This is a genomic window from Pseudomonas sp. UME65 (assembly GCF_014170225.1).
In the GTDB taxonomy this organism is placed as follows: domain Bacteria; phylum Pseudomonadota; class Gammaproteobacteria; order Pseudomonadales; family Pseudomonadaceae; genus Aquipseudomonas; species Aquipseudomonas protegens.
The window spans coordinates 101,191-121,981 of sequence record NZ_LZZQ01000005.1; the positions used below are offsets into that span (position 1 = coordinate 101,191).

At 60.6% G+C, this 20,791-nt stretch carries 17 protein-coding genes, 1 tRNA gene and 1 pseudogene; 11 read left to right on the forward strand and 8 right to left on the reverse strand.

Annotated features, from left to right (window positions below):
* Window positions 1–266 precede the first annotated feature (266 nt).
* The 4 genes and pseudogenes from A9971_RS04110 to A9971_RS04125 form a co-directional block, all read left to right on the forward strand.
* Window positions 267–605: pseudogene (locus A9971_RS04110) on the forward strand (TetR/AcrR family transcriptional regulator); the annotation flags it as partial.
* Window positions 606–953: 348 nt separating this feature from the next.
* Window positions 954–1,763: an amidohydrolase family protein gene (locus A9971_RS04115; protein WP_228102359.1), complete on the forward strand. Its 810-nt coding sequence runs from the start codon at window positions 954–956 to the stop codon at window positions 1,761–1,763.
* Between the two features lie 47 nt (window positions 1,764–1,810).
* A complete protein-coding gene (locus tag A9971_RS04120) occupies window positions 1,811–3,040 on the forward strand; it encodes an MFS transporter (RefSeq protein WP_011061835.1) in 1,230 nt (409 codons plus the stop codon).
* A 98-nt stretch (window positions 3,041–3,138) separates the two neighbouring features.
* Entirely contained in the window at window positions 3,139–4,749 is a 1,611-nt protein-coding gene (locus tag A9971_RS04125; RefSeq protein WP_183001451.1) for an amidohydrolase family protein, read from the forward strand.
* Between the two features lie 103 nt (window positions 4,750–4,852).
* Here the strand turns inward: A9971_RS04125 and A9971_RS04130 are convergent, their stop codons facing one another.
* Window positions 4,853–7,921: an FAD-binding and (Fe-S)-binding domain-containing protein gene (locus A9971_RS04130; RefSeq protein ID WP_183001452.1), complete on the reverse strand. Its 3,069-nt coding sequence runs from the start codon at window positions 7,919–7,921 to the stop codon at window positions 4,853–4,855.
* A 160-nt stretch (window positions 7,922–8,081) separates the two neighbouring features.
* Here A9971_RS04130 and A9971_RS04135 point away from each other — a divergent pair, with 160 nt between their 5' ends.
* On the forward strand, window positions 8,082–8,987 hold the full coding sequence (locus A9971_RS04135; protein ID WP_015636008.1) for a LysR substrate-binding domain-containing protein: 906 nt from the start codon (window positions 8,082–8,084) through the stop codon (window positions 8,985–8,987).
* A 208-nt stretch (window positions 8,988–9,195) separates the two neighbouring features.
* On the opposite strand, the gene A9971_RS04140 is transcribed toward A9971_RS04135, so the two are convergent.
* From A9971_RS04140 to A9971_RS04160, 5 genes are all read right to left on the reverse strand, one after another.
* A tRNA-Gly gene (locus A9971_RS04140) sits at window positions 9,196–9,271 on the reverse strand.
* A 65-nt stretch (window positions 9,272–9,336) separates the two neighbouring features.
* The gene (gene pgsA / locus A9971_RS04145) at window positions 9,337–9,897 is read right to left on the reverse strand and encodes a CDP-diacylglycerol--glycerol-3-phosphate 3-phosphatidyltransferase (protein ID WP_011061839.1); all 561 of its coding nucleotides are present in this window, start codon (window positions 9,895–9,897) and stop codon (window positions 9,337–9,339) included.
* 32 nt (window positions 9,898–9,929) lie between these two features.
* On the reverse strand, window positions 9,930–11,753 hold the full coding sequence (gene uvrC, locus A9971_RS04150; protein WP_011061840.1) for an excinuclease ABC subunit UvrC: 1,824 nt from the start codon (window positions 11,751–11,753) through the stop codon (window positions 9,930–9,932).
* Between the two features lies 1 nt (window position 11,754).
* Window positions 11,755–12,396: a UvrY/SirA/GacA family response regulator transcription factor gene (gene uvrY, locus A9971_RS04155; protein WP_011061841.1), complete on the reverse strand. Its 642-nt coding sequence runs from the start codon at window positions 12,394–12,396 to the stop codon at window positions 11,755–11,757.
* A 147-nt stretch (window positions 12,397–12,543) separates the two neighbouring features.
* Entirely contained in the window at window positions 12,544–12,906 is a 363-nt protein-coding gene (locus A9971_RS04160; protein WP_183001454.1) for a helix-turn-helix domain-containing protein, read from the reverse strand.
* Between the two features lie 82 nt (window positions 12,907–12,988).
* Here A9971_RS04160 and A9971_RS04165 point away from each other — a divergent pair, with 82 nt between their 5' ends.
* Window positions 12,989–13,219, forward strand: a complete 231-nt coding sequence (locus A9971_RS04165; RefSeq protein WP_011061843.1) for a DNA-binding protein — start codon at window positions 12,989–12,991, stop codon at window positions 13,217–13,219.
* A 22-nt stretch (window positions 13,220–13,241) separates the two neighbouring features.
* On the opposite strand, the gene A9971_RS04170 is transcribed toward A9971_RS04165, so the two are convergent.
* Both A9971_RS04170 and A9971_RS04175 read right to left on the reverse strand, forming a co-directional pair.
* The gene (locus A9971_RS04170; RefSeq protein ID WP_011061844.1) at window positions 13,242–13,703 is read right to left on the reverse strand and encodes an N-acetyltransferase; all 462 of its coding nucleotides are present in this window, start codon (window positions 13,701–13,703) and stop codon (window positions 13,242–13,244) included.
* Entirely contained in the window at window positions 13,703–14,458 is a 756-nt protein-coding gene (locus A9971_RS04175; protein ID WP_183001455.1) for a carbon-nitrogen hydrolase family protein, read from the reverse strand. The genes A9971_RS04170 and A9971_RS04175 overlap by 1 nt, the downstream gene beginning before the upstream one ends.
* A gap of 639 nt (window positions 14,459–15,097) precedes the next feature.
* Here A9971_RS04175 and A9971_RS04180 point away from each other — a divergent pair.
* The 5 genes from A9971_RS04180 (at window position 15,098) to A9971_RS04200 (ending at window position 20,786) form a co-directional block, all read left to right on the forward strand.
* A complete protein-coding gene (locus A9971_RS04180) occupies window positions 15,098–16,189 on the forward strand; it encodes a 3-deoxy-7-phosphoheptulonate synthase (RefSeq protein WP_077934390.1) in 1,092 nt (363 codons plus the stop codon).
* Between the two features lie 214 nt (window positions 16,190–16,403).
* The gene (locus tag A9971_RS04185; protein WP_007924449.1) at window positions 16,404–16,685 is read left to right on the forward strand and encodes a peptidylprolyl isomerase; all 282 of its coding nucleotides are present in this window, start codon (window positions 16,404–16,406) and stop codon (window positions 16,683–16,685) included.
* A 152-nt stretch (window positions 16,686–16,837) separates the two neighbouring features.
* On the forward strand, window positions 16,838–18,700 hold the full coding sequence (locus A9971_RS04190; RefSeq protein WP_041752326.1) for an extracellular solute-binding protein: 1,863 nt from the start codon (window positions 16,838–16,840) through the stop codon (window positions 18,698–18,700).
* Entirely contained in the window at window positions 18,700–19,764 is a 1,065-nt protein-coding gene (locus A9971_RS04195) for a microcin C ABC transporter permease YejB (protein WP_053152401.1), read from the forward strand. The genes A9971_RS04190 and A9971_RS04195 overlap by 1 nt, the downstream gene beginning before the upstream one ends.
* Window positions 19,764–20,786, forward strand: coding sequence for an ABC transporter permease (locus A9971_RS04200; protein ID WP_015636015.1), 1,023 nt, complete (start codon window positions 19,764–19,766; stop codon window positions 20,784–20,786). The genes A9971_RS04195 and A9971_RS04200 overlap by 1 nt, the downstream gene beginning before the upstream one ends.
* The last annotated feature ends 5 nt before the right edge of the window (window positions 20,787–20,791 follow it).

Here is a 20,791-nt window from a genome sequence, read left to right on the forward strand (position 1 = left end):
TGTCTCTGAAAAAAGCAGGGCCGCCCGGGGGCGTGACGGGCGCAATCACAGCATTATTCCGAGGATTATTCAAACACCGGCTGCGTCGGCTGTGATGCCCCGCGCAATCGCTTCTGGCCACCCATGTCATCCGCCAGGTAAGCCGCTGTCTGGCATCGCTGCAACGATTGAGGCTCTGACGGCAGAACTCGCTCCCCCCCTAGAAGCGCGCCGCCAGCTGCTGATACAGCGCCATGGGCAAGCTGATTCCTTCTATTTGCGCCCGGGCCGAATTGTTCGATTCACAATTCGAGTTCGCCATGCGCAGCTGGGCCCTGCAATCCCCCGAAGTAGCGCACGAGATCCGCCAGGCCGATGCACAGCGGGTGCAGGCCCTGGCACAGATGTTCGACGGTTTCGGTTTCGCCCATGACGCCGCCGTCACCCGCGCGCGCTCGATCTACCTGACCCAGATCGGCTACATCAGCATGAACACCCAGGAACCGATGGCGCAGCGCATGCGCTACATCCCCGAGTACTTGAAGATCTTCACCGGCGTGGAGCCCCTGCCCCGGGAGCTGGACCGATTCTTCCAGCGCAACGGTTTTTCAGCGGCCGAGCTTTAGAACCGAGGCGGGCCGCCGCTTGGCCCGCCGGCGTTGCTCAATACCCTGTTCAGCCTGGGCCGGTTCGGCCGGGGACTGAGCAATCTCGACCAGGCATCCCGATGACGCCCCCCAACCCCGTGTAAAAAACCAAGCCTGCACGCATTGACAAGGCAGAGGCAAAAACTCAACATGCCAGCACTTGTAGGACAACCAACAACCAACAACTAACAAGTGCCGCTTTTCAACCGTGATGACGCGCGAAAGGCTGTCGAGGGGATGAAATCCATGTCTCACTTGCGACCCGCCACCGACTCGCCGCCTTTGTGCGCGCCCCCTGGAGCAGAGGTCCGGGCCCCGAGCTTCGTAATGCCGGCCGGGGCATGCGACACCCATGCACACGTAATCTCCGGCGATCTTGAGCGCTATCCACTGGTACCCGACCGTAGCTACACCCCGCCTCCGGCACCTGAGGCGCTGTATCTGGAGGTGTTGCGGGCGATGGGGATGCAGCGAGGGGTTTTGGTGCAGCCGAGCGTCTATGGCACCGACAACCGGTACATGCTCGAAGTGTTGCAACGTCATCAGGAGCAACTGAGAGGGGTCGCGGTAGTAGACGAACACGTTGGCGACGACGAACTGGCGCATATGCATGCCTTGGGTGTACGTGGTGTTCGCATCAACGTTCTGTTTCGAGGCGGAGTGAATCTGGACTTGATGGAGCACCTGGCCCATCGAATTGCCGACCTTGGCTGGCATATGCAGTTTCTGATTGATGTTCGGCTTCTAAGTGAGATTGAGGCTCGGATGGCCAAGTTGCCTTGCGCTGTCGTGATTGATCACTTCGGGCACTTCCCGGCCCATCTGGGCATTAAGGAACCGGGGTTTGAGTTGCTGCTGAGGAACGTGGCGGAGCACGGTTGGTGGGTCAAGTTGTCGGGCGCTTACCGCCTGAGTGATCAGCGTCCGGACTATGCCGATACAGATGCGCTCGCCCATGCCTTGCTGGCCGTTGCCCCGGAACGAATGGTGTGGGGCAGCGACTGGCCTCACGTAGCACTCGAAAGTACGCCCGACACAAGTTCATTGCTGGATCGCTTGCTTTCATGGGCGCCCAGCGAACGCCAACGACAGAGCATTCTGGTTGATAACCCTGGCGCCCTGTACGACTTCAAATAACAAAAACAATAACCAAGCAGAACTGCGGTGCTGCCCGGAGAATAATAATGAGTTGGTTTAGCGAACTTAATACCGTTGAAAAACGCACCTTCTATTCCGCATTTGGTGGCTGGGCCTTGGACGCCCTGGATTTCATGGTGTTCACCTTTGTCATCGCCTCGCTGATGACCCTTTGGCACATTGACAAGGGTTCAGTGGGGCTACTGAGTACCGTGACGTTACTTTTCTCGTCCATTGGCGGATGGGGAGCGGGCATTCTGGCAGACCGATACGGTCGTGTGCGGTTGCTGCAGATCAGTATTCTGTGGTTCTCGATCTGCACCGTATTGATCGGCTTTGCGCAAAACTTCGAACAGTTATTTGTCCTTCGGGCACTGCAGGGGCTCGGGTTCGGAGGTGAGTGGGCCGTGGGATCGGTACTGATCGGCGAAATGGTTCGAGCGCAACATCGCGGCAAAGCCGTGGGTATCGTGCAAAGCGGATGGGCCATTGGCTGGGGCGCCGCCGCACTGCTCTACACACTGTCTTTCAGCTTGCTTCCCGAAGATATTGCCTGGCGGTCGCTGTTTTGGATCGGCATCGTTCCGGCACTTCTGGTCCTCTACATTCGTAAATATGTACCAGAGCCCGAGGTATTCCTGCGGACTAAAAAGCACCAGAGCGAAACAGGCAACTCGGTTCCTTTCTGGCACATTTTCTCACCCTCGCTCCTGCGCACCACGCTGCTATCTGCCCTGCTCTGCATGGGCGTTCAAGGTGGCTACTACGCAATCACCACGTGGTTGCCGGCCTATCTGAAACTGGAAAAGGGCCTGTCGGTCTTTGGCACCGGTAGCTATCTGATGGTGGTCATCATCGGTTCATTCTTTGGCTATGTCTGCGGCGCCTTCCTGTCTGACCGCCTGGGGCGGCGCCCCAACTTCATCATCTTCGCCGTTCTGTCGGCCATCAGTGTGGTCTGCTACATGCAACTGAACTTGACCAACACTCAAATGCTGTTTCTCGGCTTTCCACTGGGCTTCGCAGCTTCAGGTATCTACAGCGGCATGGGCGCCTTTTTGACTGAGCTTTATCCTTCAGCAGTGAGGGCCAATGGCCAGGCATTCTCCTATAACTTTGGGCGAGCGGTAGGCGCTCTGTTTCCCGGACTCGTAGGCTTTATAAGCGCCAAATACAGCCTCGGCACCGCCATCGCGATCTTCGCGGGAGGAGCCTACTGCCTTGTCCTGGTGGTGACCTTCTTCCTCCCGGAAACCAAGGGCAAGCAATTACACTGAGCCAGCCATCATTTGTTAGAGTAACGCCCACGCAATGTTCGTTACGTGGGCGTTTGACGTTTCAAGCTTTTGAAACTGACATTTGATGACTGAGTAAAATGACTATAAAAGCAATTGGCCGACGCGATCACTTCTCGGTTGAAATTTTTCGTCACCTGGAAAGCGAAATACGTGAAGGTCGACTCCGCCCAGGTGATCGCATCCCCACGGAAAGCCGGTTGGCAGAGGCTTTTGCCGTTAGCCGAAATGTAGTGCGTGAAGCTGTCGCTCGGCTCAATTCGGCCGGCCTCGTCGTCAGTCGCCAGGGGCTTGGGGTATTTGTTGCAACCGAAGCCAACCAAAGCAGTTTCCGGATTACTCAAGAGGAGCTCACCGATAGCACCAAGCTGCGTCAACTGTATGAGCTGCGCCTGGACCTCGAAGTCGCCGCGGCCGCCATGGCCGCCAGACGCCGGTCACTCAGTCAGTTGAACAAGATTGAAGCGGCACTGGACACCCTGCGCGCCAGTATCCAAAACCGTCAGGACATGGTGGAACACAGCCTGCAGTTCAAGCGCGCAATTGCCGATGCCACAGGCAATGAATACTTTCGCAACTTCATCATTTTTCTGTGCAGCCACGTCTACGAAGCGGGGTTACTGGAGAACCACCTGGTTCGCTCCAGCGACCTTGGCGAGACGCTACTGGCTGAGCATCAGGCGATCTTCGAAGCGATCAGGCTCGGCGATCCCGACCTTGCCAGACGAGTCACCTGGCAACAAATCATCAACTCCGCCGAACGCAACGGATTGCGAGGATTGCAAGGTTGGGAAATCACTCGGATGAGTTCGCTGGGAGAGACCTACGCACCGCAATGCGCAGGCCCGGACCCTGAACCTCGTACATTGCCACGCACCTTGCCTGACGGCGCGTGCGACTGCCACTTCCACGTTTTTGGTGACGAGAATGGCCAACCCTTCTCTCCTCACCGCTCCTACACGCCGCCGCCCGCTCCACTGGAGGCATTTCAACGCGTCCAAAAAACCCTGGGGCTAAGTCGCGGGGTCATCGTCCAACCCAGCGTCTATGGGGCGGACAACAGCACAACGCTCGCGGCCCTGAAAGAAGCGGGCAGCGCATTCCGCGGCGTTGTGGTGATCGATGCCGATACCGATACAGAAACCTTGTGGGCAATGCATCGCCTCGGGGTGCGCGGCGTGCGCGTCAACCTGATCTTCAAAAGCGGTGTCGAGGTATCGGATGTTGCAGCGCTGGCAGATAAAGTCGCGCCACTTGGCTGGCACCTACAGCTACTGATCGATATCACCGAGTTCGCCGACTTGTACGAGACCGTGGCCAGCCTGCCCGTCGCAGTCGTCATCGACCACATGGGGCACATGCCCACCAGTTGCGGGCTGGGACATCCAGGATTCACCGACCTGCTGCGGCTGTTAAAAGAAGGTCGTGTGTGGGTCAAGCTTTCGGGGGCTTATCGCTTTACAGCATCGAAGGACTTCCCTTACGACGACGTAACGCCCTACGCTCGGGCGTTGATCGAAGCGAATCCAAACCGCTTACTGTGGGCGAGCGACTGGCCACATCCTTGTATACCGGTACCCATGCCCAACGATGCCAGTCTGCTGGAGATGCTGTTTAACTGGGTTGAAAACGATGACGCGCTCATCAAGCAGATTTTGGTTGATAACCCTGCAAAGCTCTATGGGTTCTGATACCGCTCGACGATCTGCGCACATCGGTTTTCGCTGGGCCGATGGCCTCCAATCAATACTTGGAGAAACGCGAGGCGGCCAAGCCGCCTCAGGCTCGCGCCAATCAGCATCCTGAAGATGGGGTGGCGGTGTCGCGCAGGAACCTCAGCAACGCCTGGAGCGGGTGCAGGACAAGCTGCCCGTCCTTGCGCTTGACCTGGCTTCGACACGAGTACCCATCCGCCAGCAGGCGCCCTGCCCCATTAAGACGGGCCACCAATGGCCCCCAGGACTGTCGGTAAATAACCTCGGACGTCTCGGCATTTTGTGTTTCGTGCCCGTAGGTTCCGGACATTCCACAACACCCACTGGCTTGCACCTGCAACCTCAAGCCGACTCGCGCATAGATCGTCTGCCACAGGCCCACACTGCCCGGCTCGTTGGTTTTCTCGGTGCAGTGCGGCAGGAAGTAGTAAGTACCTTCGTCGGCGCTCACCGCTGATTGCACAAGCACCTCCACAAGCCATTCCTGCGGCAGCAGGACCGCTGGGGCCTGGTCCTCACCCAGGGTCTTGACGTACTCCTGGCGGTAAACCAAGGTCATCGCTGGATCAAGCCCCACCAACGGAATCTGATATTGATGCAATTCGCGAAGCGATCGGGCGTTGAAATGCGCGGCTTGTTCGAATGCCTTTAGAAAGCCCTGAACCTGCAGCGGCTTGCCATTGGCCGCGAACGGCGCGATGTACACCTCAAACCCGAGCCTGGAAATCAACTCGATCCAGTCCGCGAGCAGCGGTGTCTCGAAATAACGGGTGAAGGCGTCCAGCACGAGAATAACGCTGCGTTTACGCTGCGCCTCGTCCAGCCCTTCAAGAAGCGCTGGCGACGCCACGCGCACCTTCCAGCGGCGGCAAACGTCATCAAAATTCAGCAAGCTCAGCAGCGGGCTGTCGACCATACCGGCAACGCGCCGAAGAAACGCCCCCACCATCCCAGAACCGATGATCCCGTTGTACAAGCGCGGCACACGGGCCAAGTAGGGAATCGTGTACTCCAGAGAACCGATGAGGTAATCCTTCAATGGGCGCAGATATCGGCTGTGGTATAGCTCGAGGAATCGCGAGCGAAAGTCGGGCACGTTGACTTTCACCGGGCACTGACCCGCACAGGACTTGCAGGCGAGGCACCCTGCCATCGCCTCGTAGACCTCATGGGAAAAGTCTTTCTGGCCCATCTTGTGCGCAACCGTATTGGCAGCACGCCTGGCGAAGCGGATCACCGTGGCCGCTAAAGGGCGAGCCCCTTGTGAAACCAACACATCGACACCTTGCTGCCCCTGCAAGCGCAGCCACTCCCGGACCAGAGAAGCGCGCCCCTTGGGCGAGTGAATTCTATTTCGAGTGCCCTTCCAGGAAGGGCACATGGCGTCATCGGGGTCGAAGTTGTAGCAGGCGCCATTGCCGTTGCAATGAACCGCGGCGTCGTAATGCAACCACACCCGCTCATCAATCGTACGATCCAGCTCGCCACGCAACGTGACCTCATCAACTCGAGTCAACCGAGCGTCAGGTAGCGTGTGTGGCGTGGCGATTTTCCCCGGGTTGAGTTGGTTGTACGGGTCAAAAGCCGACTTGAGTTCCTGCAGCGCCGGATAGAGTTCGCCGAAGTAGTCCGGCACATATTGCGACCTCAACCCTTTGCCATGCTCCCCCCAGAGCAAGCCACCGTGCTTTTGCGTCAGCTCGGCGACGGCATCGGAAATGGGCTGGACCAAGGCCGCCTGGGCGGGGTCTTTCATATCCAGAATCGGCCGCACATGCAGGACCCCGGCGTCAACGTGGCCGAACATGCCATATTCCAAACCATGGCTATCCAAAAGCGCCCGAAATTGCGCAATGAAATCAGCCAGGTTCTCGGGAGGAACCGCAGTATCTTCAACGAACGGCTGGGGCCTGGCGGAACCTTTGACATTCCCCAGCAGCCCCACCGCACGCTTGCGCATCGCGTAAACCCGCTTCAATGCCTCTGCACCGATGGCAAGGGTGTGCCCCAATCGCACCACACTGGTGTCCTGCTGAAGGTGCCGGACAAACTCATGAACACGCAGCTGAACCACTTCCTCATCGTCGCCGCTGAACTCCACCAGGTTGATTCCCAGGGTTGGCACATCGGGGTCTTGGGGAAAGTACTCGGCGACTCCGTGCCAGACGATGTCGTTCATGGCCAGCCCGAGGACCTTGGAGTCGACCGTCTCGATGGACAATGGCTCGAGCTGCATCAACGCCTTGGCATCGCGCAATGCATCCATGAAGCCCGCGTAACGTACGTTGACAAGGATCGAGTACTTGGGAATGGGCAACACATTCAGCGTGGCTTCAACAATGAAACCCAGTGAGCCTTCGGACCCACACAGGACACTGTTCAGATTGAATCGGTCATTCGGCTCACGCAGATGCGCCAGGTCATATCCCGTCAAGCAACGGTTCAACTTGGGAAAGGTATGCTCGATGAGTTCGGCGTAATCATGGGCGATCTGCGAAGCACATCGATAAATTGCCCCAACCTTGTCGTCGCGATGTGCTTGCGCCTGCCAGCAATCTCGCTCCAGGACTGCACTATCGAGCCGCTCCCCGCCTATCAGAATGGTAGAAAGCGCCAGGACGTGGTCACGGGTTTTTCCGTAGGTACAGCTTCCCTGACCGCTTGCGTCGGTATTTATCATCCCGCCGATCGTGGCCCGATTCGACGTCGACAACTCCGGTGCAAAAAACAGTCCGTGCGGTTTCAACGCCGCATTGAGCTGGTCCTTGACCACACCGCTTTGCACACGCACCCAGCGCTCCTCGACGTTGATCTCAAGGATGCCGTGCATATGACGCGACAGATCCACCACAACGCCGCTCGTCAACGATTGGCCATTGGTTCCGGTTCCGCCGCCACGCGGCGTGAGTACCACCGAACTGAACGACGCCAGCGCCGCAAGACGGGCCAAGAGCTCGACATCTTGCACATTTCTGGGGAACACCGCGGCTTGAGGCAGACGCTGATAGATCGAGTTGTCGGTTGCCAGCGCTGTCCTCACAGCATGATCGCGAGCAATTTCACCCTGGAATCCTTCTTTCTCAAGGCGAGCCAGGAACAACTCACAGGGTTCGTTTTTAGTTTCGTGGGGAGGCAACCTGGCAATCATGGTGGAATTCCTAGCGGCGATACGGCTAATCTGAGCATTCTCGTTATGTATGCTTCCTAGCCCGAGGCCTGGCTCAGGACAAAGGCCTTTCCACCGATTTTGTGGGGACAAGACAATTCACACAAACGTAAAACCTGCAGCTTTTCCATGAGCTTTATGAATGAACCCACGAAGACTGACCCCCTCGATGTCCCTGCTGATCGCTTTCGAGGCAGCAGCCCGACATTGCAGCTTTACCAAAGCGGCAGACGAACTTGCCCTGACTCAAAGCGCTGTCAGTCGGCAAGTGCAGGCTCTGGAATCACAGCTTGAGGTCTCGCTGTTCAAACGTGAGGGAAGAAGAATCGAACTCACCGCTGCCGGCGCGCTTTACCAGCATGAACTCACTGCCGCACTGGGCCGAATTCGAAGCGCTACCCTGCAGACAATTGCCTTCAAGGAGGAAGAAGGCCCATTGAACCTCGCGGTACTGCCGACCTTCGGTTCAAAATGGCTGCTGCCCAAAATGCATGAATTTTATGCGCGTCATCCCAGGAGCCTGGTGCACGTCCACTCGAGGATCATTCACGCCGACAACCCATCCAGCGTGAGCGACATGCAGGCCATCATCTACGCGGGAAAAGGCGACTGGCCGGGCTACGTATCGCACCTTTTGCTACAAGAAAAACTGGTGGTTGTCGCCAGCCCCAAAGCGCTGCCGGACAGCCTTGAGATGTCGCTCAACGATGTCACCAATCATTTGTTGTTGAATGTCGTTTCTCGACCCAATAGCTGGTCCGATTGGTTTGACCTCAACAAGCTGGACCACCAGAAAATGCGGACAGGCCCAAGCTTTGAGCTCACGGCTCACCTTATACAGGCGGTATCCGCTGGCGTCGGCATTGGGCTGGTTCCCGATATTCTGGTGCAAGACGAAATCAAATCCGGGGCACTGGTAAAACTGTTTGGCCCTATGGAAAGCGGTCGCAATTACTATCTGACCTGCGCGGCGCGCTATCAGCATTATCCGGCGCTTGAAACATTCAGCGCCTGGCTGTTATCCGAGAGCGCCATCGTGAGTGCCTGAACAGGCCAGGGGCCGGATGTTCATCACCGCTCCAGCAACGAACCGATTCAGCGCTGCCCGGATTCAAGCCTTTTGAGAAGGACTCAATTCCTGGATTTGAAGGCGCTGGATGGTGCTGGATTTCAGTGAAACCCGCAGAAACGAAAAAAGGACCCGGAGGTCCTTTTTCGATCGCTGCAGAATTCGTGGAACTCTGCAGCGCTATGTTTGGAGCGGGAAACGAGACTCGAACTCGCGACCCCGACCTTGGCAAGGTCGTGCTCTACCAACTGAGCTATTCCCGCAACGTCTTGGTGTTGCGCATTCTATAGAAATCCGAATGCGCGTCAAGCCTTTGATTCAAAAAAACTTATTTTTTCTCGTTATCAGTTTTCAGGTGCGGCCAGGCGGCTCGCAGATACTGCAGCATGGACCACAGGGTCAGGCCCGCTGCGGCCAACAGCAAGGCGTAACCTACCAGCACCCAGAAACTGAAGTCCGAGGGATTGGCCAGCAAAATCACCAGCGCCAGCATTTGCGCCGCCGTTTTCCACTTGCCCATGTTCGACACCGCCACCTGCGCGCGGGCGCCGAGCTCGGCCATCCACTCGCGCAGCGCCGAGATGACGATTTCACGACCGATGATCACCGCGGCGGGCAAGGTCAGCCACAGGTTGTGATGCTCCTGCACCAGCAGCACCAGGGCCACCGCCACCATCAGCTTGTCGGCCACCGGGTCGAGGAACGCACCGAACGGCGTGCTCTGCTGCAGGCGCCGCGCCAGGTAGCCGTCCAGCCAGTCGGTGGCGGCCGCGAAGGCAAACACTGAACTGGCGGCCATGTAGCTCCAGCTATAGGGCAAATAGAACAGCAAAATGAAAATCGGGATGAGCAGGACGCGTAGAACGGTGATCAGATTAGGGATATTCATCGGCACAACTGGCTACGAGGTGATTGGGCATTCTACTCGCTGTGCAGGTTTGCATAAATCAACTCTGCGAGCTTTTTACTGATTCCCGGTGCTTTGGCAATCTCGTCGATGCTTGCACGGGACAGTTCCTGCAATCCACCAAAATGTTTGAGAAGGTCCCGCCGACGCTTCGGCCCGACGCCCGCCACCCCTTCCAGGGTCGAGGTACGCCGGGTCTTGCCACGCCGTGCGCGGTGACCGGTGATCGCGAAGCGGTGAGCCTCATCGCGGATTTGCTGGATCAGGTGCAGCGCCGGCGAGTCACCCTTGAGGGTGAATTCGTGGGCTGCGTCGTTCAGGTACAGGGTTTCGAAACCGGCCTTGCGGGTCGCGCCCTTGGCCACGCCGAGCAGGATCAGGTCCGGCACCGCCAGCTCATTGAGCACATCCCGAGCCATGGACAACTGGCCCTTGCCGCCGTCCACCAGAAGGATGTCCGGCAGCTTGCCCTCGCCGTCCTTGAGCTTGCTGAAGCGCCGGGTCAGGGCCTGGTGCATGGCGGCGTAGTCGTCGCCGGCGGTCACGCCTTCGATGTTGTAGCGCCGGTAGTCGGACTTCAGCGGCCCTTCCGGCCCGAATACCACGCAGGAGGCTACAGTGGCCTCGCCGCTGGAATGGCTGATGTCGTAGCACTCCAGGCGCTGCGGCGGCTCGTCCAGGTTCAGCACCTCGGCCAGGGCTTCGAAACGTGCGGCCACGTGCTGGCGGTTGGCCAGGCGCGCGCTCAGGGCCTGCTCGGCGTTGGTTACCGCCAGTTGCTGCCAGCGGGCGCGGGTACCGCGTACCCGGTGGCTGATGGTCAACTCGCGCCCGCGCAGCTCGTCGATGGCGGCGATCAGGGTCGGGAAGTCCTCATGGACCACGTTGACGATCAACTCGGAAGGCAGGTCGCGTTCCGGGCTGCTGACAAAATACTGGCCGAGGAACGCCGACATGACTTCGGCCACGTCCTCCTCGATACCCACCTGGGGAAAGAAGTTCTTGCTGCCCAGTACCCGGCCGCCGCGCACGCTGATCAGGTGCACACAGGCGCCGCCCGGGTTGACGAAGGCCGCCACCACATCCACATCGCCCGTGCCACCTTCCATGCTCTGCTGGTCCTGGACCCGACGCAGCAGGGAGATCTGGTCCCGCAGTTCGGCGGCCTTTTCGAAATCCAGGGTGCTGGCGGCGGCTTCCATGGCGGTGGAGAGTTCGTCGGTCAGGGCATTGCTGCGCCCCTCCAGGAACATCACCGAGTGGCGCACGTCCTCGGCATAGACCTCAGGCTCCACCAGGCCGACGCAGGGCGCCTTGCAGCGTTTGATCTGGTACTGCAGGCAGGGCCGCGTACGGTTCTTGTAGTAGCTGTCCTCGCACTGGCGGACCATGAAGGTCTTCTGCAACAGGCTGAGGCTTTCGCGGATGGCGCCGGCGCTGGGATAAGGGCCGAAATACTTGCCCTTCTGCTTCTTCGCCCCGCGATGGATGCTGAAACGCGGAAAGTCGCCGTCCGAAAGAAACACGTAGGGGTAGGACTTATCGTCGCGCAGGAGAATGTTGTACGGCGGCCGCCACTCCTTGATCAGCGTCTGCTCCAGCAGCAGCGCTTCGGTTTCATTGGCGGTGATGGTGGTTTCGATCTGCGCGATGCGCGCCACCAGGGCGGCGGTCTTCGGCGCCTGGCCGGTCTTGCGGAAATAGCTGGAGAGCCGGTTCTTCAGGTTCTTGGCTTTACCGACGTAAAGCAGGCGTGCATCGCTGTCGAACATGCGATACACACCGGGGCGGCCACTGCAGGTAGAAAGAAAGGCACTGGGATCAAACTGTTCGGTCATTTCAGAGGCTGGCATCAACCATGCCGTGACGAACCGCCAATAGCGTCAACTCGACATCGCTGCTGATCGAGAGTTTCTCGAAAATGCGATAGCGGTAGGTATTCACGGTTTTCGGCGACAGGCACAGCTTGTCGGAGATGATCTGCACCTTCTGGCAGCCGACAATCATCAGCGCAATCTGGATCTCCCGTTCCGACAGGGCGTCGAACGGTGAATCACTGGAAGGCTGGAATGACTTGAACACCAATTGCTGAGCGATCTGCGGGCTGATATAGCGCTGGCCGGCAAATACCAGGCGGATGGCCTGGACCATTTCGTTCAGACCGGCGCCCTTGGTCAGATAGCCCGCCGCACCCGCTTGCAGCAAGCGGGTAGGAAAGGGATCTTCCTCGCAGACGGTGACCGCCACGACCTTGATGTCCGGATGACTGCGCAGCAGTTTGCGCGTGGCTTCGAGGCCGCCGATGCCTGGCATCTTGACGTCCATCAGGACCACATCGGGCTTCAGCTCCCGCGCCTTGAGCAGGGATTCTTCCCCTGACTCCGCCTGCCCGACTACTTGCAGGCCATCGATGTCAGCCAACATTCGTGTAATGCCCGTACGAACGAGATCATGGTCATCGACTACTAGCACCCTTATCAAGCAGACACCTCGCGATATGGTCTTTACAGGTTGCCCGACACCTTAGCAAAAAAGCGGCGTACAAACCTAATCACAAGCGCTATATAAAAAACATCCGGGCGCAATAACGGTCCTCCCCCCGTGCGCATCGAAAGAGGCCAGCGCCCCTCACTCTCGTGCCTGGGCCTTGCGCCTCTCGCCCTGGCTTGCCGAAAGCTCGGCCAGGGTACTGGTCAGGCGGCAGATAGCATCCTGATCCTCCTTGAACAGCGCCCGATAGCAATCCAGGACCTTTTCCTCGGTCTGACTCAGCCCGCCGCTCTGGATCGGGATCCGGCTGCCGGTCAGCACATACAGCACATCCACCCCTTTTGCCGCCACCCGGGACAGATAATCCGCCTTGGGTGCACGATCACCACTTTCATATTTACCCTGGGCGTTGGCTTCAACCCCGCCTATTTCACCAAAAACTTTCTGCGACAGTCCCAGGCGTTCTCGCTCCTGCCTCAACCGCGAACCGATTCCACTCATTTGGATGTATGATCCCATCTGATACACCCCAAGGGGGTGTCATACTCTTCAAGCATTGAACAAATTTGAACGGTTTTGAACTATGCCCGGTATCCGCACTGCCGCACAAGCCAAGGCCTGGCTGGAACATCAAGGTAAATCGGTTCAACAATTTGCTCGTGAACACGGGGTTGACCCGGCCACTACCTATCAGGTGCTGGCAGGCCGCAAGAAAGGCAAACGAGGGGAAGCGCACAAGGTCGCGGTGCTACTGGGAATGAAGGACGGCATCATCCTCGAGGATGCGCCCGCGATAGATCCCAACGCACAGTAAAGCCTGCGGAACGGCGTTGCGCTCAGGCGTCGCCAAGCCTTCCGGCAAGCGAATCAGACAAGCGCTCCATGCGCCAGAAGCAATCATCCTCTCCCACCACCCGCAACCCCATCCGCTCATACAGCCGCTGTGCGGGATTGCCCTTGAACACAGTCAGGCGCAACAACCCTCGGCGCTCCTGGCGGGCCAGCTCCAGCACCTGCTCCAGCGTCCAGGCACCGGCGCCCTGCCCCCGGAAAGCCTCCAGCACATGCAATTCGCGGACATACAGCGCCTGCGCATCCCGGCTCAGGCTGACAAACCCCAGCACCCGGGCACCCTGGCAGATCAGCAGGTTCCTGCGGCCGGCCCAGGCCACATCGAAGGCTTCGTCCTGCCACAGCAAGTCGTTACGAATGTAATAGCCGAGCATGGTGGAACGGGTCAGGTCGCGGGCGAACGCCAGGTCCGAATCAACCGCCGGGCGTAATGAAAAGCCGTCCATCAATGGCTCACCTCCAGCACCTGCGCCTGCCATTGCCCAGTACCACCCCGGACAATCAACAAAGCCTCGCCCACACCCTCGACGGCGCCCATTAACCGGCCCCGGGCATCCCAGGCTGCGCTGCGTCCGGCGCAGGCCCACCCACCGCTGGGGCCACCGTGGTTGGCCATCAGCACCAGCATCCCGTGTTCCTGGGCGTATCCCTGGAGCAGCATGCTATCGGCAGCGTAGCCACCTTCGCTGATCAAGACCCCGGCAGCATAGATCCCGGCGCCGGCATCGGCCGCCGCCTGCACATGGCTGGCGTGGCAGAAGTCCGCGCAGACCGCCAAAGCCACGGTTTCGCCACCGATAGGCAAAGGGGTGCCGCCCTGGCCTGCGACAAAAGCGCGCTCCTCTCCTGCATGCAGGTGCTGCTTGGTGTAGACCGCCAGCGAACCGTCGCCGCCCAGCACCAGAGCGCCAATCAGCACCGGCCCGTCAACAGACAGGCGGATCGGCATCCCCACCACCGCCGTCAGTTCCAGCTCCCGGGCCAGATCCCGCAGTGGCTGCAACTGCGGTGCATCCGGCATCAGTGCCAGTTCGGCTGCCAGTTGCGGTTCGTAGCCGGTCAGCGACAGCTCGGGAAACACCAGCAACTGCACGCCCTGCGCCGCTGCCAGTTGCATCAACCGCTGATGCCGGGCCAGGTTGGCCGGTAGATCGCCTGCGATGGACACCGTTTGGGCAGCAGCGAGGGTCAGCACGGACATGAACATTCCTTGGAGGGCGAACAGGCGGGAGCAGCGAGTGTGGCATAAATCCCCTGCAGGCTTAATCCATAACCGCCGCGTGCTGCGCCGATAGAAATTACTGATTGAATCCCGGCACCGGCCTCTAGTAAGCTCGCCCCCACTTTACGGAGAAACCCATGTTGTCCAAGACCCCTTCCCTGCATCGCCACACTGCCAGCGCACTGCGCTCGGTCGCGGCTGCCTGGGTCAACGGCACTCGGGCTCCGACCAGCTTTTATTTTGGGTATTGGTTTAGCCACTGGCGCGCCTGATACCCAACCGGCGCCCACTTCAACGGGTCGCCTACCAGAGAAATCTCAACCCCCGGTCGGCCTCCCGACCGGGGGTTTTGTTTTTTCCGGCACTGCATTTTCAACCACGACTTTCAGCGACACACCGAACTTACTGAGGATTGCTCCATGAACTACTCCACCTATTACCGCTACGACATGTTTTGCGCCTGGCGATTTAGCAGCCTCCGCTCGGGACAGCCTGCCGCCTCCGATCGGTCACCTACCGGTGGCAATTGCACACTTATGGCCAGTACGGCCAATTGTCGAACACCCCAGTAGGGCCGCGCGCGGGACATAACCCGCCGCCCGCCCAGGAAGACCGCACATGAACTCGTCCGTATCCGCCCTGCCCCTGTCCGCCCACGTCAGCGCCAATGAAACCCTGACCCAGCGCCTGCCCAGCTCCCTGGAACTCAAGCAGCAACTGCCGCTGTCCCTGGCCTTGAACCAACAAGTCGCCGCTCACCGCCAGGCGGTGCGCGCCATCCTCGAAGGTCGCGACCCACGCCTGCTGGTAGTCGTCGGCCCCTGCTCCATCCACGACCCGCAATCGGCCCTGGAATACGCCGCCAACCTGGCCCGCCTGGCCGATGAAGTGCGCGACCAGATGCTGCTGGTGATGCGCGCCTACGTGGAAAAGCCCCGTACCACCGTCGGCTGGAAAGGCCTGGCCTACGACCCCCGCCTGGATGGCAGCGACGACATGGCCGGCGGCCTGCACCTGTCCCGTGAACTGATGCGCGAGATGCTGCGCCTGGGCCTGCCGGTTGCCACCGAACTGTTGCAGCCCATGGCCGCCGGCTACTTCGATGACCTGCTGAGCTGGGTCGCCATTGGTGCGCGCACCACCGAATCGCAGATCCACCGCGAGATGGCCAGCGGCCTGGACATGCCCGTGGGTTTCAAGAACGGCACCGACGGCGGCGTCGCTATCGCCTGTGACGCCATGCGCTCGGCGGCCCACCCGCACCGCCACTTCGGCGTCGACAGCCAAGGCCACCCGGCGGTCATCCAGACCCCAGGCAACCCCGACACTCATCTGGTGCTGCGCGGTGGCCATCGCGGGCCCAACTACGACCGCCAGAGCGTGGCCCAGGTCCAGCAGGACCTGCAGAAGCTGAAGATCCCGGCGCGGATCATGGTCGATTGCAGCCATGCCAACAGCGGCAAGGACCCGCTGCGTCAGCCGGCGGTGTTCAACGAGGTACTGGAGCAGCGCTTGCAGGGCGATACCTCGCTGATGGGGATGATGCTGGAAAGCCACCTGTTCGAAGGCTGCCAGCCCCTGAGCGCGAACCTGCGCTACGGCGTTTCGGTGACCGACGGCTGCCTGGGCTGGGACGCCACCGAACAATTGCTGCGCAATGGCGCGCAACAACTGCGACACGCAGACAAGGCCGCAGCCGTCCCCGCCTGAGCAGCACCGCCCCCGCAGGAGCTGGCTTGCCAGCGAAGGCGTCCTCAAGAGCAGCGTCTCCTCCAAGGATCTCTTCGCCGGCAAGCCGGCCCCTACAGGACCCTCACCACTCATCCCCCGCAGGCGCCAGGCGGCAATGCCTTGAAGGAACTTTGAGAAGAAATAGCCACCTGAATCCGGTAGGCTCTCAACTTTCTTGAAAGGAGCAACATCCATGGCCAAAGCCACTGCCCGTCACATCCTGGTTGCCAGCGAAGCCAAGTGCAACGAACTCAAAGCCGAAATCGAAGCCGGCGCCGACTTTGCCGAAGTCGCGAAAAAGAATTCCACCTGCCCTTCCAGCCGTGACGGCGGCAACCTGGGCTCCTTCGGCCCAGGCCAGATGGTCAAGGAATTCGACACCGTGGTGTTCAGCGCTCCGGTAAACGTGGTGCAAGGCCCGGTGAAAACCCAGTTCGGCTACCACCTGCTGGAAGTCACCAGCCGCCAGGACTGATCCCCAAGCGCCTGCGTCTGCTCAACGGCCCGCCTTTTGGTGGGCCGTTGCGCATGGGCGCCAGGCTCTGCCCAAAGCGGATGCGGCTGGCCAGTCACGCGCCGCTAGCGTACAAATCGTGGTCATCGATCACCCGGCTCCTAAGGCTGACAATGCGACTGCTTTCCTCCACCGTGCTTTTCACCGCCCTGCTGTTGGGCGCCGCGGGTGCCCAAGCCGCACCGCAACACGCCATGACCGTCTATGGCGAACCGGCCAAGTACCCCCAGGGTTTCAGCCACTTCGACTACGTCAATCCCCAGGCCCCCAAAGGCGGGACGTTGCGCCGCTCGGCCATCGAAATCGGCCGCTTCGACCACGTACTGCCCTATATCGACAAGGGCATCGGTGTCTCCCAGCTCGACGGCCTGGTCTATTCGCCCCTGGCCCAGCGCTCCCTGGACGAGCCCTACACCGTCTACGGCCTGGTGGCCGAAAAGATGGAGCGTGCCGAAGACGGCCTGTGGCTGCGCTTCTACCTCAACCCCAAGGCGCGCTTTGCCGACAACACGCCGATCACCGCCGAAGACGTGCGCTACAGCTACGACCTGCTGATGACCCAGGGCAGCATGCGCTACCGCACCCAGTTCGACGACGTCAAAGGCGTCACCGTGGAATCACCACGAGTGGTGCGCTTCGACTTCAAGAACAATGAAAACCGCACCCTACCCCTGGATATCGCGACCCTGCCGGTGTTCCCCGAACACTGGTGGAAGAGTCGCGACTTCGCCAATGGCGGCGGCTATGAAGCGCCCCTGGGCAGCGGCCCCTACCGCGTGGCCAAGGTCGACTCGGGCAACAGCATCACCTTCGCCCGCAACCCCGACTGGTGGGGCAAGGACCTGCCGGTGAGCCGCGGCCTGTACAACTTCGATCATTTCAGCGTCGAGTATTTCGGCGATATCGACGTCGCCCGCCAGGTGCTGCGCGGCGGCGCCTACGACTACAACCGCGAGTTTTCCGCCACCGGCTATTCCATCGGCTACGACAGCCCGGCGCTGAACGACGGCCGCCTGCAAAAGGCCCACCTGGCGCAATCGGCGCCGCAACCGGCCCAGGGCTATGTGTTCAACCTCGACCGGCCGGTGTTCCAGGACCGCCGGGTGCGCCAGGCCCTGGCCATGCTCTGGGATTTCGAATGGAGCAACCGGCAGATGATGCGCAACCTCTACATCCGCCAGCAGAGTTTCTTCTCCAACACCGCCCTGGCGGCCCGCAGCCTGCCGGATGCCGAGGAGCTGAAGATCCTCGAACCGCTGCGCGGGCAGATCCCCGACGAGGTCTTCACCCAGGTTTTCGAGGCGCCGAAAACCGACGGCAGCGGCGTGATCCGCGACAAGCAACTGCAAGCCCTGGCCCTGCTGGAACAGGCCGGCTGGAAGCCCGAGGGCGACAAGCTGGTGAACGCCCAGGGCGAGCCCCTGAGCTTCACTTTCCTGATCACCCAGGGCTCCATCGAACGCCTGCTACTGCCCTACAAGCGCAACCTGGCGCAGATCGGCATCAGCCTGAACATTCGCCGCATCGACTCCGCCCAGTACGTCAACCGCCTGATGGCCCGGGACTACGACATGATCGTCACCGGCTACCCGGTGACCACCTCGCCGGGCATGGAGCTGTACAACTACTTCGGCTCCGCCGCGGCCAACGACCCCGGTTCCAACAACTACATGGTGCTCAAGAACCCAGCCGTGGACAGCCTGGTCAATGGCCTGGTGAAGGCCACCAGCCAGCCGGAGATGCTGCGCTACGCCCATGCCCTGGACCGGGTGCTGCAGTGGAACTACTACTGGATTGCCAACTACTACCCGCCCGGCACCTCCACGGTGTGGTGGAACCGCTTCGGCATCCCCAAGGTGCCGGCGAGCAACGATGAAGCCATCGAAAGCTGGTGGGAAGTCAGCAGCAGCGCGCTGACCGACGAACAAATGGCCGCCGAGCTGATCCGCCGTGGCAAACCCGGAGGGCGCCACTGATGCTGGCCTACATTCTGCGGCGCCTGCTGCTGATCATCCCGACGCTATTGATCATCCTCCTGGTGAACTTCGTCATCGTCCAGGCCGCCCCCGGCGGCCCGGTGGAACAGGCCATCGCCCGCCTGCAGGGCATCGGTGGCGGCGCCGCTGTCGGCGGCTCCGCCGACACCATGAGCAGCAGCGGCTCCCGGGCCAGCCGCGGCCTGGACCCCAAGCTGATCCAGGACATCGAGAAACAGTACGGCTTCGACAAGCCGGCCCATGAACGCCTGTGGCTGATGCTCAAGAACTACGCCCAGCTGGACTTCGGCAAGAGCTTCTTTCGCGGCGCCACGGTCACCGACCTGATCCTGGAAAAGATGCCGGTGACCATTTCCCTGGGGCTCTGGGCGACCCTGATCACCTACCTGGTGTCGATCCCCCTGGGGATCCGCAAGGCGGTGCACCACGGCAGCCATTTCGACATCTGGAGCAGCACCGCGATCATCATCGGCTACGCCATGCCGGCCTTCCTGTTCGCCATGTTCCTGATCGTGCTGTTCGCCGGCGGCACCTCGCTGAACTGGTTCCCGGTGCGCGGCCTGGTCTCGGACAACTTCGAGCAGTTGAGCACCCTGGGCAAGGTCGCCGACTACTTCTGGCACCTGGTACTGCCGGTCAGCTCCCTGGTGATCGGCGGCTTCGCCACCCTGACCATCCTCACCAAGAACTCCTTCCTCAACGAGATCACCCGCCAGTACGTGGTCACCGCCCGGGCCAAGGGCCTGAGCGAGCGCCGGGTGCTGTATGGGCATGTGTTCCGCAACGCCATGCTGCTGGTGGTCTCGGGCATTCCCCAGGCCTTTATCAGCGTGTTCTTCGCCGGCTCCCTGCTGATCGAGGTGATCTTCTCCCTCGACGGCCTGGGGCGCATGAGCTATGAGGCCGCGGTGTCCAGGGACTACCCGGTGGTGTTCGGCTCGCTGTTCATCTTCACCCTGTTCGGCCTCTTGATAAAACTCATCGGCGACCTGTGCTACACCCTGGTCGACCCGCGCATCGACTTCGCCGCGAGGAACGCCTGATGCTCACGCTTTCTCCTCTGGCGCGCCGGCGCTTCGACCGTTTCAAGAAAAACCGCCGCGGCTGGTGGTCGCTGTGGCTGTTCATCGGCCTGTTCATCCTGACCCTGGGCGGCGAGCTGATCGCCAACGACAAGCCGCTGGTGGTCAGCTACCAGGGCTCGCTGTATTTCCCGGTGCTCAAGCGCTACACCGAACAGGAATTCGGCGGCCAGTTGCCGTTCCAGGCCGACTACCGCAGCGACTACGTGCAGCAACTTATCCGCAAGGACGGTGGCTGGCTGCTGTTCCCGCCGGTGCCCTTCAGCGAAGACACCCCCAACTACGACCTGACCCAGCCGGCCCCCAGCCCGCCGAGCAAGGTCAACTGGCTGGGTACTGACGACCAGGCCCGGGATGTGCTGGCACGGGTGATCTACGGCGCCCGGGTGTCAATCCTGTTCGCCCTGGCCCTGACCGCCATCAGCGCCCTGATCGGCATCGCCGCCGGCGCCCTGCAGGGCTACTACGGCGGCTGGGTCGACCTCCTGGGCCAGCGCTTGCTGGAGGTCTGGTCCGGGTTGCCGGTGCTCTACCTGCTGATCATCCTCTCGGGCTTCGTCGAGCCGAACTTCTGGTGGCTGCTGGGAATCATGGCGCTGTTTTCCTGGCTGGCCCTGGTGGACGTGGTGCGCGCCGAGTTCCTTCGCGGGCGTAACCTGGAATACGTCAAGGCCGCCCGGGCCCTGGGCCTGACCGACCGCAAGGTGATCCTGCGGCACATCCTGCCCAATGCGATGAACGCCACCCTGAGCTACCTGCCATTCATCCTCACCGGTGCCATCTCGACCCTCACTGCCCTGGACTTCCTCGGCTTCGGCATGCCCGCCGGCAGCGCCTCTCTCGGCGAACTGATCGGCCAGGGCAAGCAGAACCTGCAGGCACCGTGGCTGGGGCTGACGGCGTTTTTCACCCTGGCATTGATCCTCTCGCTGCTGGTGTTTATCGGCGAGGCGTTGCGCGATGCCTTTGATCCACGATCATGAAGCGG